A 14,088-nucleotide genomic window follows, 5' to 3' on the forward strand; every position below is an offset into this window, starting at 1 on the left:
CGTCGATTGCTAGCTTTTTCGCCGGTTCCACAAGGCCCCAAGAGGCGCTTACCGGCGAGGACAGGCATGCTTGAGAAATTCGAACGCTATCCGCTGACCTTCGGTCCCACCCCCATCGAGAAGCTGGAGCGGCTGACCCAGCATCTGGGCGGCAAGGTCGAGATCCATGCCAAGCGCGAGGACTGCAACTCGGGCCTCGCCTTCGGCGGCAACAAGCTGCGCAAGCTGGAGTACATCGTGCCGGATGCCATCGCCTCCGGCGCCGATACGCTCGTTTCCATCGGCGGGGTGCAGTCCAACCACACGCGCATGATCGCCGCCGTCGCGGCGAAGATCGGCTTCAAGTGCCGCCTGGTGCAGGAAAGCTGGGTGCCGCATGAGGACGCGGTCTACGACCGGGTCGGCAACATCATGCTGAGCCGCATCATGGGCGCCGATGTGCGCCTGGTCGACGAAGGCTTCGACATCGGCATCCGCCGCAGCTGGGAAGATGCGATCGCCGAGGTCGAGGCCTCCGGCGGCAAGCCCTATCCGATTCCGGCCGGCGCCTCGGTGCACAAGTATGGCGGCCTCGGCTATGTCGGCTTTGCCGAGGAAGTGCGGGCGCAGGAAGAGGCGCTCGGCTACAAGTTCGACTACATCGTCGTGTGCACAGTGACCGGCTCCACCCATGCCGGCATGCTGGTGGGCTTTGCCAAGGATGGCCGCGCGCGCAACGTCATCGGCATCGACGCCTCGGCAACGCCGGAGCAGACCCGCGACCAGGTACACGAGATCGCCACGCGCACGGCGGAGCTGGTCGAGCTCGGCCGGCCGATCGAGAAGGACGACGTGGTGCTGGTGGAAGACTACGCCTACCCGGTCTACGGCGTGCCGTCGGACGAGACCAAGGAGGCGATCCGCCTTTGCGCGCGCCTCGAGGGCATGATCACCGACCCGGTCTACGAGGGCAAGTCGATGCAGGGCATGATCGACCTGGTCAAGAAGGGCTACTTCCCGGAAGGCTCCAAGGTGCTCTACGCGCATCTGGGCGGCGCGCCGGCCCTGAACGGCTACGGCTACACCTTCCGCAACGGCTGATCTGCCGTATTGGTAAATCCTGCAGGTTAACGCAGGGTGCGGACAGTATTGACAGGGGCGCGAGGGAAACCTTGCGCCCTTTTTGAGTCTGCTTTCCGGTCGGAAATGATGGTTTCTTGTGCAATCATCTCGATGGGTATTTTAGTGAAATAAGCAAACTATTGTTCCGCAACGTAAATTCAAATTAACCCAGTTTTCACCGATTTTTCCCTAAGGTTGTGATGCGCCGGAAATAAGCAACGGCCGGGAATGGGAGGGGTATAATTATTTCAGGACCATCCTTCGGGGGTGTAAGGAGGATTCATGTTTCTTTCAGGTCGCCGCCGGCAGTCAGATTGCGACGCCATTGCCAGCGCGCTGGACAGGTCGCAGGCCCGCATAGAGTTTTCGCCCGACGGTACCATTCTCGACGCCAACGCGAACTTCCTCTCAGCACTCGGTTATACGATCGATGAGGTCCGCGGCCGCCACCACGCGATGTTCGTCGGCAAGGCGGTGGCCAACAGCTCCGACTATACGTCCTTCTGGGAAAGGCTGCGGCGCGGTGAGTTCCAGGCCGGCCAGTTCAAGCGCTACGCCAAGGACGGCAGCGAGGTCTGGATCGAGGCGTCCTACAACCCGATCCTCGATCGTGCGGGCAAGGTCTACAAGATCGTCAAGTTTGCCTCCGACATCACCGAGCGGACGAAAGAGCATGCGGAGATGAAGGGCCAGGTGGCGGCGATCGGCAAGGTCAGCGCCGTCATCGCCTTCGATCTCGACGGCAACATCCTGGATGCGAACGAGAATTTTCTGTCGACCGTCGGTTACAGCCTCGATGAGATCCGCGGTCGCCATCACCGCATGTTCGTCGATGCGGCCTATGCCAAGAGCTCCGAGTACCGCGATTTCTGGGACCGGCTGCGGCGCGGCGAGTTCCAGGCCGGCCAGTTCCGCCGCCTGGGCAAGGGCGGCAAGGAAGTGTGGATCGAGGCCTCCTACAATCCGATCCTGACGCCGGACGGGGTGCCCTACAAGGTGGTCAAGTTCGCCACCGACATCACGGCGCAGATGCAGCTGCTGGCCAACCTGCGCAAGATGATCGACGAGAACTTCGTCGAGGTGGAGACCGCCCTGTCGAAGTCCGACCAGCGGGCCGAAACGGTGGCCGGGGCGGTCGGCAAGACCTCCGACAACGTGCAGATGCTGGCCGCCAGCGCGGAAGAGCTGGCCTCGTCCATCGCCGAGATCTCGCAGAACATGTCGCGCTCGCGCATAGCAACGGAAAGCGCGGCGTCCCATGCCCGCGAGGCGGAGGCCGCGACCGGGAAACTGGTGGGGGCGGCGACGGCGATGGGCGGCATCGTCAGCCTGATCCAGGATATTGCCGGTCAGATCAACCTGCTGGCGCTCAACGCGACCATCGAGTCGGCACGGGCTGGCGAGGCGGGGCGGGGCTTTGCCGTCGTGGCGAGCGAGGTGAAGAACCTCGCCGGCGAGGCGGCCAAGGCGACGGACCAGATCACCCGCGAAATCGACGGCGTGCAGGCGATCACCGACGATGTGGCCACCATGCTGGAGAACATCCGCGGGGCGGTCGACACGCTGTTCTCGCAGGTGGCGGCGGCGGCCTCGGCGGTCGAGGAACAGAGCGTGGTGACCAGCGGCATGTCGCAGAGCATGCACGAGGTTGCCGGTGCGGTCGGCGACATTTCCAGCTCGATCACCGATATCGGCGCGGCTGTCACCCAGATCGACAGCGCCTTCAAGCGCACGCGCGAGGCGGCGACCGTCCTTGCCCGCTAGCCGTCAGCTAGCACGACAGAAGGGCCGGCACCTCGCGCCGGCCCTTGCCTTTGCGGGCCTCACACTTTCTCGGTGTTGTTCAGATAGGTGACGAGGTCTTCCTCGCGGGTGGTCGGCCGGCCGAAGAGATAGCCCTGTGCCAGGTCGCAGCCGAACCGGCGCAGGAAGTCCAGTTGCTCGTGCGTCTCGATGCCTTCGGCCACGACATCCATGCCGAGCGCCTTGGCAAGGCCGATCACGGTGCGCACGATCACCGCATCGTCCGGGTCGGTTTCGATATCGCGCACGAAGGACTGGTCGATCTTCAGCCGGTCGACCTGAAGACGCTTGAGATGGGCGAGCGAGGCATAGCCGGTGCCGAAATCGTCAAGCGCGATGCGGATCCCGAGCCGGCGCAGCTCGCGCAAGGTGAGCGCGATTTGCTCCGCGAAACGGCCGAAAACCACCGTTTCCGTGACCTCGACCTCCAATTGCGTCGGCGACAGGCCGTGCTCCTCGAGCATGGCGGCGACGGTCGCGGCGAAGTCCGGCTCGCGCAGCTGGGCGGCCGAGACGTTTACCGAAATGGTTCCGGGGTCGATGCCGGTTTGCGCCAGCTTGCGGGCAAGGCTGAGACTGCGGGCCAGCAGCACCTTGCCCAGCGGCACGGCAAGGCCCGTCTCCTCGGCAAGGGGAATGAACTCGGCCGGCGAGATCGGCTGGCCGTCCAGCGTCCAGCGGGCCAGCGCCTCGAATCCCTTGTGGGTGTTGCTGCTGGCCTCGACGATCGGCTGGAAGGCAATCGACAGCGCATCGGCGGCAATCGCCGTGCGCAGCGCCTCGGCCAGGACGCGGCGGCGCTCGCGCACCTCCCGCAAGGCGGGGGAGAAGAAGACGTGGGTCTGGCGACCGGCCGCCTTGGCCTCGAACAGGGCGATGTCGGCATGCTTGAGCAGGGTGTTCGGCGTCTGCCCGTCGCGGGGGAAGAAGACGATGCCCATGGAGACGCTGCTCGACAGGGCATGCTCCTCGATATGCACCTCGTCGCACAGGCGCGCGGCGATACGGCCGATGGTGGCCAGCACCGCGTCCTCGCTGGCGATCTCCGGCAGCACGGCGACGAACTCGTCGCCGCCGATCCGCGCGACGATGTCCTCGTGGCAGACGCTCTCGGTCAGCCGCTCGGCAGTGGCACGCAGGAAGATGTCGCCGGCATCGTGGCCGAGCGTGTCGTTGATGTCCTTGAAATGGTCGAGATCGAGCAGGATCAGCGCGCCGCGACCGCCATCGGCAAGACGCTGGCGCAGGGCCTCGTCGAGGCGACCGCGCAGCAGCGCCCTGTTGGCAAGGCCGGTGAGCTCGTCGCGGTCGGCAAGGCGGCGGATTTCCTCGTCCTTCTTGCGCTGCACGGTGACGTCGATGATGACGCTGTGCCAGACGGTGTCGCCGTTTTCCTCGCGCCGCGGCAGGCCGCGTCCTTCCAGCCACTTGAAGCGGCCCGACGGCGTGGTCAGACGCCAGATGTAATGCCAGGGCTGCAGGGTGCGGGCCGATTCCTGCACCGATTCCAGCATCGGCGGTATGTCCTCAGGATGGATCATCTGCCAGATGGGGGTGGGGTCGTTGCCGATCTCGCTCACCGGCAGCTCCCAGATGGCGACGCTGCCCGGCGTCATGTCGAAGATCTCATGGGCACCGTCGGCGCGCAGGCGGTAGCGGAACACCGCGCCGGGAATGTTCTCCGCCAGGGCGCGGAAGCGGGCCTCGCTGGCCTGCAGGTCGGCATAGGCCTGGACCTGCGCGGTCATGTCGGTGACGATGATGCTCCAGGTATCGCCCGGCAGGTCCGGGCAGGGCAGGCCGCGGGCGACCGCCCAGATCTCCTTCCGGCCCCGCGGTGTCCTCGCCGCCGCATCGCCCTCGAGGCTGCGGATGCGGAAGGTCGCCGTCCAGTCCCGGTATGCGCGTCCGGCGGTCCGCAGCCGGTCGCTGAGATGGGGCAGGTCGTCGAGATGGATCCGCCCCCAAAGCACCCGCAGGTCGCCGGCGATCTCGGTGTCGGCCAAGCCCCATACGGCCTGGCACCCCTCGCTGATGTAATTGATCCGGAAGCGCTCGCTTGGCGAGTTGCGGGACACGCGCATGACGCAGAAGGGCGGCGGATTGGCCAGGATCAGCCGTCCCGCAGGGCTGTCGAGCGCTCTCGCTCTCGCGGCACTCCGCCTGTTCAGTTCCGGTTTCGCCGATGTGGTTGCCACAGGTCTTTTCCGGCTGCTTTGGCCCGCGCCGGAAATTCCGGCCGAATGCCGGGGCGTCCTTCGCACCCTTGGGGGCGTCGGCCACCCTGTTCGCGTAACACGCGTTGAGGTCCAGTAGACGGGTTATGAAAATTGAAAAAAGTGGCTTCGTCTACTTGGACATGACTCGTTGGTATACGTGGAAGTCCAGACTGAACGTTTTGCGAGAAAATGCAAGCGGCCGCCGCGCAGGACGTGCGCGGCGGCCTTTTCGGAACGTCAGAAGCTTACGCCCTCGTCGGCGAAGAAGGGGAACGGCCCGGGGAAGCGCTCGACATAGGCAAGGTGGCTGACCACGTCGCTCGTCGGCGCGTAGTGGTGCAGGAAGAAGGCCGGCGGCTCCATGATGAAGTGGCCGGTGCCGCGGTCGACGAAGTCGAGATGCACCTGATGGGCGGTGCTGGGGCACAGGGTCATGACCGTGTGGCCGACCGAGGCGATGATCGCCCGGTGCACATGGCCGCACATGACGCGGCGCACATGGGTGTGGCGGGAGACAACCTGGGAGAAGGCGGCCGCGTCGGCAAGGCCGATCGTGTCCATATGCGCAATGCCGGTGAGTGCCGGCGGATGGTGCAGGGCGATGAGCGTCGGCCGGGTGCTGGCGGCGAGCGTCGCGTCGAGCCAGGCGAGCTGGGCCTCGCCGAGCAACCCGTGCGGGGCGTCGGGCACGGAGCTGTCGAGCGCGATCAGGCGCACATCGCCGATATCGACGGCGTAGTGCATCTTGCCGTTCTCGCCCTCGTTGATCGGCCCGACGCCGATCAGCATCTCGCGCATCATCGTCGCCGAATCGTGATTGCCCGGAAGCACATAGACCGGAGCCTTGATCAAGGAGACGAGGCGCTGGACACCGCCGTATTCGCGCGGGTCCGGCGTGTCGGCCAGATCGCCGGTGATGATCACGGCATCGGGCTGCGGATCGAGCGCATTCAGCGCCTCGACCGCACGATAGGCGAGCATGTTGGTCTCGCTGACGCGGTAGCACGCCGTCCCGCTGGGGCGTACGTGCAGGTCTGTGATCTGGGCGATCAGTGTCATCAAGGTCTCCCTGGAAAGGTCGGCTGCGGCAAGCGCATCTTTCCGATTTAGCGGATGTCCGGGCTTCGCGCGAGGGGCGGAATCGGCCTGGCCGCGGCCTCCGGTTCCCCTTTGTCCCGCGCTCCTGTAGGAAACGCAGGGACAGGCGACGTGAGCGCAGTAGCAGGCGATCTTGACATGACGGATACACAGGCGCGGCAATCCACAGGCAGTTTCGAGGTCCGGTTTTCCGGACCCGGCGCGCGCTGGCTGCGATTGCTGGGGCATCGGGGGCTGGCGCCGCTGGCCTTGCTGCTGCTCGCCCTTGCGCTCTACCTGCCGGGGCTGACGGTGGCGCCGCCACCCGGCACCGGCGAGGCGCAGCTGATCGAGACTACGCGGCACATGCTGGCGAGCGGCGATCTCGTCGACACGCGGTTGCGCGACGGCAGCGAGCGCCTCGTGCCGCCGGGCCTGCCCTTGCTGCAGGCCCTGAGCGCGACAGTGAGCGGGCAGGGGGCGGACGCCCCGCTCTGGATCTTCCGCCTGCCTTCCCTGGCCGGCGCCGTTCTGGCCGTGCTGCTGAGCTACTGGTGCGCGCGTGCGTTCGTCGCGCCGCCGCCGGCGCTGCTGGCCGGGGCGCTGACGGCGGCCGCGCTGTTGCTGGGCGGTGCTGCCCGCCTCGCCGGTCCGGATGCGGTGCTGCTGGCCGCGATCCTTGCCATGCAGGGTGCGCTGGCGCGGATCTGGCTCTCGCGTCTGCCCGGCACGTCCTCGCCGGGCCGTTTCGCATCACGGAGCCTCGCGGCCGTCTTCTGGATCGGGCTTGCGGTCTCGGTGCTGGCGGGCGGGGCGAGTGGGCCGGTCGTCATCGGGCTGAGCGTGGCGGCTCTCTGCCTTGCCGCGCGGGACCTGCGCTGGCTTTCCCGCCTGATGCCGCTGGCGGGCCTGGCGATCCTTGCCGTGATCGTGCTGCCCTGGTGTGTCGCCAGCGCACTGCGGGGCGAGGGCGGCATCCTGTCGGGCGGGAGCCTGACGCTCCTTGCCGGGCTCCTCGGGGGCGCGGGCCTCGGTGCGCCCTTCGCCGGGCAGGGCATCGGCGCTCCGCCGCTCGCCCATCTGCTGCTGTCGCTGGCAACCTTCTGGCCGCTGCCGGCCTTTGCCCTGCTGGGCCTGCCGATGTTCTTGCGCAGCACTCGCACGCCGCAGGTCGTGTTCTTCCTGTGCTGCCTGGTGCCGTACTGGCTGCTGATCGAGCTGCTGCCGGTCAAGGCGCCGCAGCATGCCCTGCCGCTGGTGCCGGCGCTGGCCGGCCTTGCCGCGCTGCTGCTGTCGCGCACGAGCGGGGAGGAAGGCAGCGCGCCGCGCCGTCCGGGTCGCATCCTGCGCTATGGTGCGGCTGGCCTCTTTGCCGTGCCGTTCCTGGGGCTGGTGGCGGCAACCCTTGCGGCCGGCCCGCTGACGGGATCCTGGCCCTCGCCGCCGGGGGCGGTGATCGGGCTGCTGGCGCTGGTGCCGGGGCTTTCGGCGCTGCGGCGGCTGGCGCGCGGCGAGGCTGCCGCCGCCCTGATGCCGGCGCTGGGAGCGGGCATCCTGCTGTCGGCCGCCGTGTGGATCTTCACCCTGCCGTCGGTGGCGCCGTCTTCAGTGCCTGCTCCGGCGGTGTCCGAGCCCGCCGGTTCCAAGCCCGAGGCTTCGGAGCCTGCCGCGTCCGGCACAGCGCTGTAACGCTGCGCCGGACCGGCGTGTGGCTCAGCCTTTCAGCGCGGCAAAGCCGGCTTCCAGGTCCGCGCGGATATCGGCGGTGTCCTCAAGACCGATATGCAGGCGCACGCTGGGGCCGCCGGTCGGCATCGGGGTCGCGGTGCGCGCGCCCTTGAGCCGCACGGGGATCGCCAGGCTCTCGAAGCCGCCCCAGGAATAGCCGAGGCCGAACAGCTGCAGCGCGTCGAGGAAGGCGTAGCTCTGCGTCTCGGTGATGCTGTCGACGAAGTCGAAGGCGAAGAGGCCGCAGGCGCCGGTGAAATCCCGCTTCCAGATGGCGTGGCCCGGATCGCTCTCCAGGCCCGGATGCCGCACGCGGGCGACCTCGGGCCGCTCCTCCAGCCAGCGGGCGATCTCCAGCGCGTTCTGCATGTGGCGGCGCAGGCGCACATCCAGCGTGCGCAGGCCGCGCAGGGCCAGATAGACGTCGTCCGGCCCCACATGCATGCCGAGCGCGCCGTGGGTCTCCTTCAGGCCCGGCCAGGCCCGCTCGCTGGCCGCGACCGTGCCGAGCATGGCGTCGGAATGGCCGATCAGATACTTGGTGCCGGCCTGCACCGACAGGTCCACGCCGTGGCCGATGGCGTCGAAGAAGCAGGGCGTTGCCCAGGTGTTGTCCATCACGACCAGAGCGTCATGCGCATGGGCGACCCTGGCGATGGCCGGGATGTCCTGCATCTCGAAGGTGAGGGAGCCGGGCGCCTCGGTCATGACCGCACGGGTGTTGGGCCGGAACAGCGCCTCGATGCCGGCGCCGAGCGCGGGATCGTAGTAGTCGACCGCAACACCGAGCCGCTTCAAGGTGGTCTCGGCGAAATGGCGCGTGGGGCCATAGGCACTGTCGGTGATCAGCACATGGTCGCCGGAGGACAGGCACGACAGCAGCGCCACGGAGACGGCATTGAGGCCCGAGGCGGCAAGGCGCACGCCGGCCGCACCCTCCAGTTCGGCCAGCGCCTCTTCCAGCGCATCGGTCGTCGGATTGCCGCGCCGGGCATAGTGATAGGTCTGGCCGCCGGAGAGCATCGTCGCACAGTCCGGAAACAGCACCGTGGAGGCGTGAACCACGGGCGGATTGACGAATCCGTGGAACTCCTCGGGCTTGCGTCCGGCATGGGTGAGTTTCGTTGCAAGACCCCGGGCGCGGTTCGACTGGGAGGCAGACATGCAGTACCTTTCGCGGTGAGTTGACTGGATTTTCAGTTAGCGAAAAATTTTTCGCAAATCGTACCTTACGGTGCGTCGGGTACTTGACCCTTAGCGATAAATGCCATCGAATGCACTCATGAGATGACGGTGGCATCTCCGACGGCCAGAAAACAAGAAGGGCCGCGGAAATGCCGGGAGGGGGTTTTCTGTGCCGACACTGCTTTTTGCAGGCGCATCATGGCCGCATCCTGATTCCCGCACGCGTGATCTCGAAAAAACCCAGAATAGACAGGGCAAAAGAGAAGGCTGCATATCCATGACGCATAAATTGCTTCCGATCGTGCTCGGCGCGGCGCTCGGCCTGACGGCCACCGCCGCTTCCGCCGCGACGCTCGACGACGTCAAGGCGAAGGGTTTCCTGCAGTGCGGCTCCAACACCGGCCTGGCCGGTTTTGCGGCTCCGGACGACAAGGGCGAGTGGACCGGCCTCGACGTCTCCATGTGCCGCGCCATCGCGGCCGCGATCTTCGACGATGCCACCGCGGTGAAGTTCACCCCGCTGACCGCCAAGGAGCGTTTCACCGCGCTGCAGACCGGCGAAGTCGACGTGCTGGTGCGCAACACCACCTGGACGATGAGCCGCGACACGACCCTTGGCCTGAATTTCACCGGCGTCAACTACTATGACGGCCAGGGCTTCATGGTCCGCAAGTCGCTGGGCGTCTCCTCGGCGCTCGAGCTGTCCGGCGCCTCGGTCTGCGTGCAGACCGGCACCACCACCGAGCTGAACCTGACCGACTACTTCAAGGCCAACGGCATGGAGTACAACCCGGTCGTGTTCGAGAAGCTCGAGGAGGTGAACGCCGCCTACGACGCCAACCGTTGCGACGTCTACACGACCGACGCCTCGGGCCTGTACTCGATCCGCCTGCAGCTGACCAACCCGGCCGACCACATCGTGCTGCCGGAGATCATCTCCAAGGAGCCGCTCGGCCCCGCAGTGCGCCAGGGCGACGACCAGTGGTTCAACCTGGTCAAGTGGGTCCACTACGCCATGCTCAACGCTGAAGAGCTGGGCGTGACCTCGGCCAATGTCGAGGAGATGAAGGGCTCCGACAACCCGAACATCCGCCGCCTCCTCGGCGTCGAAGGCACGTTCGGCGAGTCTATCGGCCTCAGCAACGACTGGGCGGCCCGTGTCATCAAGCACGTGGGCAACTACGGCGAAGTCTTCGACAAGACCGTCGGTCCGGACACTCCGCTTGGCATCGCCCGCGGCGTGAACGCGCTGTGGTCGAAGGGCGGCCTGCAGTACGCGCCGCCGATCCGCTAAGACAGCCTCACCCGGACCCGGCGCGGCCTCCGCGCCGGGTCTTTTTGAAACGACGCTGAAACGACAATCGACCGAGTCCGGAAAACCGGGCCGGACGGGCCCGAACGGGCCAGTCACTTACGGGTTGCGCTGCAATCAGCGGATATCGGGTAACGCTGAAAACAGCGAACCGGCGAGGGGAACCTGTCTGACATGACACCTGCAAGCTCTGCCGAGCGCGAGCAAGCGGGCGGCGGATCCGGCACATCCTGGTTCTACAATCCGCGCGTGCGCGGCATTGTCTTCCAGGTGCTGGTCGTCGCCTTCCTCCTGGGGATGCTTGCCTTCTTCGCATACAACGCGAAGATCAACCTGGAACGGGCGGGAATCGCCTCCGGCCTCGGATTCCTGTCCGAGCGCGCCGGCTTCGACGTCTCCCAGTCCCTTGTTTCCTACACCAATGACAGCACCTATTTCCGCGCCTTCATCGTGGGGCTGTTGAACACCCTGCTGGTGGCGTCGATCGGCGTCGTCATCGCGACGGTGCTCGGCTTCGTCGTGGGCATCGCGCGGCTGTCGAAGAACTTCCTGATCCGCCAGATCGCCACCTGGTATGTGGAGCTGCTGCGCAACATCCCGCTGCTGCTGCAGCTGCTGTTCTGGTACAAGGCGGTGCTGTCCGTGCTGCCCTCGCCGCGCCAGTCTCTGGAGCCGGTGTCGGGGGTCTATCTCAACAATCGCGGCCTGATCCTTCCCGAGGTGATCGGCCAGCCGGGCTCCTCGGCGATCCTGTGGGCGCTGCTTGCGGCGGTCGCGACGTCGATCGGCATTTCCCGCTGGGCGCGCAAGCGCCAGCAGGAGACGGGACGCCAGTTCCCCAGCGTTCTCGTCGGGCTCGCCCTGATCATCGGCCTGCCGCTGCTGGTCTTCCTGGTCACCGGCATGCCGGTCGATCTGGCCTATGCGGAGCTGGCCGGCTTCAACTTCCGCGGCGGCGTCGTCGTCATCCCGGAATTCATGGCCCTGCTGCTGGGACTTGCGCTCTACACCGCGGCCTTCATCGCCGAGATCGTGCGCGCGGGCATCCTTGCCGTCTCGCACGGCCAGACGGAGGCGGCCTATTCGCTCGGCCTGAGGCCGCGGCGGACGCTGCAGCTGGTCATCATCCCGCAGGCGATGCGGGTGATCATCCCGCCGCTGACCAGCCAGTATCTCAACCTGACCAAGAACTCCTCGCTGGCGGTGGCCATCGGCTATCCGGACCTTGTCGCGGTGTTCGCCGGCACGGTGCTGAACCAGACCGGCCAGGCGGTCGAGGTGATCATCATCACCATGCTGGTCTACCTGACCCTGTCGCTGCTCACCTCGGGCTTCATGAACTGGTACAACTCGCGCATGGCGCTGGTGGAGAGGTAGGGCCATGAGCGTGTCGAAAATCGCCTATGTGCGAACCGACGAGGCGCCGCGCATGGCGCCGCCCGTCTCCGAGACCGGCGTGATCGGCTGGGTCCGCCAGAACCTGTTCGACAGTGTCGGCAATGCCATCATGACCGTGGTCGGCATCGCCATGCTGGCCCTGATCCTGCCGCCGACGATCAACTGGCTGTTCATCGACGCGGTGTGGACCGGCACCAGCCGCGACGCCTGCGTCGTGGAAGGGGCAGGGGCCTGCTGGGCCTTCGTCTATGCCAAGTTCGGGCAGTTCATGTACGGTCGCTATCCCGATCCGGAGCGCTGGCGGGTGGATCTCACCGGCCTGTTGCTGATCGCCGGTCTGGTACCGGCGGCGATCCCGCGGGTGCCGTTCAAGCGCGAGACGGTGCTCTACCTGCTCATCGTCTTCCCGATCGCCGGCTTCATCCTGCTGACCGGCGGCAATATCGAACTGTCGGGCACGTTCTGGATCGGCCTTGCGATCCTGGCCGCGATCGCGCTCGCCATCACCGGGCTGATCTGCAGCAATGCGGGCATCGCGCTGGCCGCGCCGCTCAAGGTCGTGGCGGCGATGTTCCTGGCGCTGGCGGCGGTCTTCGCGGTCGTCTCGTTCGACTTCGGCCTGAGGCCGGTGGAGACGCAGCTGTGGGGCGGCCTGCTGGTGACGCTGGTGGTCGCCATCGTCGGCATCGTCGCCTCGTTCCCGCTCGGCATCCTGCTGGCGCTGGGACGGCGGTCGAAGCTGCCGGCGGTGAAGCTGGTCTCGGTGATCTTCATCGAGTTCTGGCGCGGCGTGCCGCTGATCACCGTGCTGTTCATGTCGTCGGTGATGCTGCCGCTGTTCCTTCCCGACGGCGTCAACTTCGACAAGCTGCTGCGGGCGCTGATCGGCGTCGCCCTGTTCGCCTCCGCCTACATGGCAGAGGTGGTGCGCGGCGGCCTGCAGGCGATCCCCAAGGGCCAGTACGAGGCGGCCGATGCCATGGGCCTGTCGTTCTGGCAGGGCATCGGCCTCATCATCATGCCGCAGGCGCTGAAGCTGGTCATTCCGGGCATCGTCAACACCTTCATCGGCCTGTTCAAGGACACGAGCCTGGTGCTGATCATCGGCCTGTTCGACCTGCTCGGCATCGTCTCGCTGAACTTCTCCGACGCGAACTGGGCCTCGCCCAACACGCCGGCGACGGGCTTCGTCTTTGCCGCTTTCGTCTTCTGGATCTTCTGCTTCGGCATGTCGCGCTACTCCATCTACATGGAGCGCCGCCTGCACCGGGGGCACGCGCGCTGATGCGCGCGGCCCCGCGAAGCCGACACAACGTTTGGAGCTGACCCATGAGTGAACATGCTGCCGATGCCGCGGACACCATCCCCAACCGCAGCCGGATGACGGTGTCGGAGACCGACGTCGCCATCGAAATCACCAACATGAACAAGTGGTACGGCGATTTCCACGTGCTGCGCGACATCAACCTGAAGGTGATGCGCGGCGAGCGGATCGTCATCTGCGGCCCGTCCGGGTCCGGCAAGTCGACCATGATCCGCTGCATCAACCGCCTGGAGGAGCACCAGAAAGGCTCCATCGTGGTGGACGGGATCGAGCTGACCGACGATCTGAAGAAGATCGACGAGATCCGCCGCGAGGTCGGCATGTGCTTCCAGCACTTCAACCTCTTCCCGCATCTGACGATCCTGGAGAACTGCACGCTGGCGCCGATCTGGGTGCGCAAGATGCCCAAGGCCAAGGCCGAGGAAATCGCCATGCACTACCTGGAGCGGGTCAAGATCCCCGAGCAGGCGAAGAAATATCCGGGCCAGCTGTCGGGCGGCCAGCAGCAGCGCGTGGCAATCGCCCGCTCGCTGTGCATGAGTCCGAAGATCATGCTGTTCGACGAGCCGACCTCGGCGCTCGACCCGGAGATGATCAAGGAAGTGCTCGACGTGATGGTGAGCCTGGCGGAAGAGGGCATGACCATGCTCTGCGTCACCCACGAGATGGGCTTCGCGCGTCAGGTCGCCAACCGCGTCATCTTCATGGATGCCGGCCAGATCGTCGAGCAGAACGAGCCGGAACCCTTCTTCACGAATCCGCAGCACGAGCGGACAAAGCTGTTCCTCAGCCAGATCCTGCACTGAGGCGGGGCGGGCCGCGCTGTCGGGGGGGCAGCGCAGGCCGCTCGCGGTCTCGTGCAATCGGGGGGCATCGAGGAACGGAGAGGCGCGGGCCGCAAGGCTCGCGCCTTTTTCGTTCGGCAGGCGCCATGCGCGCTG

10 protein-coding genes are annotated in these 14,088 nt (G+C 66.4%); 7 read left to right on the plus strand and 3 right to left on the minus strand.

Features of this window, described 5'->3' with window-relative positions; all coding sequences use genetic code 11:
- The first annotated feature begins 66 nt into the window (after positions 1 to 66).
- Positions 67 to 1,080 (plus strand): 1-aminocyclopropane-1-carboxylate deaminase, encoded by a 1,014-nt coding sequence (locus tag ACVJ6E_RS07610; protein WP_120267734.1) that lies wholly within the window; start codon positions 67 to 69, stop codon positions 1,078 to 1,080.
- A gap of 303 nt (positions 1,081 to 1,383) precedes the next feature.
- Positions 1,384 to 2,865, plus strand: coding sequence for a PAS domain-containing methyl-accepting chemotaxis protein (locus ACVJ6E_RS07615; RefSeq protein ID WP_120267735.1), 1,482 nt, complete (start codon positions 1,384 to 1,386; stop codon positions 2,863 to 2,865).
- Between the two features lie 59 nt (positions 2,866 to 2,924).
- On the opposite strand, the gene ACVJ6E_RS07620 is transcribed toward ACVJ6E_RS07615, so the two are convergent.
- Together ACVJ6E_RS07620 and ACVJ6E_RS07625 are read right to left on the minus strand one after the other, a co-directional pair.
- Entirely contained in the window at positions 2,925 to 5,102 is a 2,178-nt protein-coding gene (locus ACVJ6E_RS07620; protein WP_147421820.1) for an EAL domain-containing protein, read from the minus strand.
- A gap of 258 nt (positions 5,103 to 5,360) precedes the next feature.
- A complete protein-coding gene (locus ACVJ6E_RS07625) occupies positions 5,361 to 6,182 on the minus strand; it encodes a phosphodiesterase (RefSeq protein ID WP_120267737.1) in 822 nt (273 codons plus the stop codon).
- Positions 6,183 to 6,332: 150 nt separating this feature from the next.
- Between ACVJ6E_RS07625 and ACVJ6E_RS07630 the strand changes: the two genes are divergently transcribed.
- The gene (locus ACVJ6E_RS07630) at positions 6,333 to 7,889 is read left to right on the plus strand and encodes a glycosyltransferase family protein (protein ID WP_147421821.1); all 1,557 of its coding nucleotides are present in this window, start codon (positions 6,333 to 6,335) and stop codon (positions 7,887 to 7,889) included.
- Positions 7,890 to 7,913: 24 nt separating this feature from the next.
- Here ACVJ6E_RS07630 and metC read toward each other — a convergent pair whose 3' ends face one another.
- Positions 7,914 to 9,092, minus strand: a complete 1,179-nt coding sequence (metC, locus tag ACVJ6E_RS07635; RefSeq protein WP_120267739.1) for a cystathionine beta-lyase — start codon at positions 9,090 to 9,092, stop codon at positions 7,914 to 7,916.
- A 298-nt stretch (positions 9,093 to 9,390) separates the two neighbouring features.
- Here metC and ACVJ6E_RS07640 point away from each other — a divergent pair, with 298 nt between their 5' ends.
- The 4 genes from ACVJ6E_RS07640 to ACVJ6E_RS07655 all read left to right on the plus strand — a co-directional run bounded on the left by ACVJ6E_RS07640 (position 9,391) and on the right by ACVJ6E_RS07655 (position 13,953).
- A complete protein-coding gene (locus ACVJ6E_RS07640; protein ID WP_120267740.1) occupies positions 9,391 to 10,407 on the plus strand; it encodes an amino acid ABC transporter substrate-binding protein in 1,017 nt (338 codons plus the stop codon).
- Between the two features lie 192 nt (positions 10,408 to 10,599).
- The gene (locus ACVJ6E_RS07645) at positions 10,600 to 11,802 is read left to right on the plus strand and encodes an amino acid ABC transporter permease (protein WP_120267741.1); all 1,203 of its coding nucleotides are present in this window, start codon (positions 10,600 to 10,602) and stop codon (positions 11,800 to 11,802) included.
- Positions 11,803 to 11,806: 4 nt separating this feature from the next.
- Entirely contained in the window at positions 11,807 to 13,108 is a 1,302-nt protein-coding gene (locus ACVJ6E_RS07650) for an amino acid ABC transporter permease (RefSeq protein ID WP_185925291.1), read from the plus strand.
- A 44-nt stretch (positions 13,109 to 13,152) separates the two neighbouring features.
- Positions 13,153 to 13,953 (plus strand): amino acid ABC transporter ATP-binding protein, encoded by an 801-nt coding sequence (locus ACVJ6E_RS07655; protein ID WP_120267742.1) that lies wholly within the window; start codon positions 13,153 to 13,155, stop codon positions 13,951 to 13,953.
- Positions 13,954 to 14,088 lie beyond the last annotated feature (135 nt).

The sequence above is a fragment of the Stappia sp. G46H5W genome, from assembly GCF_058448995.1.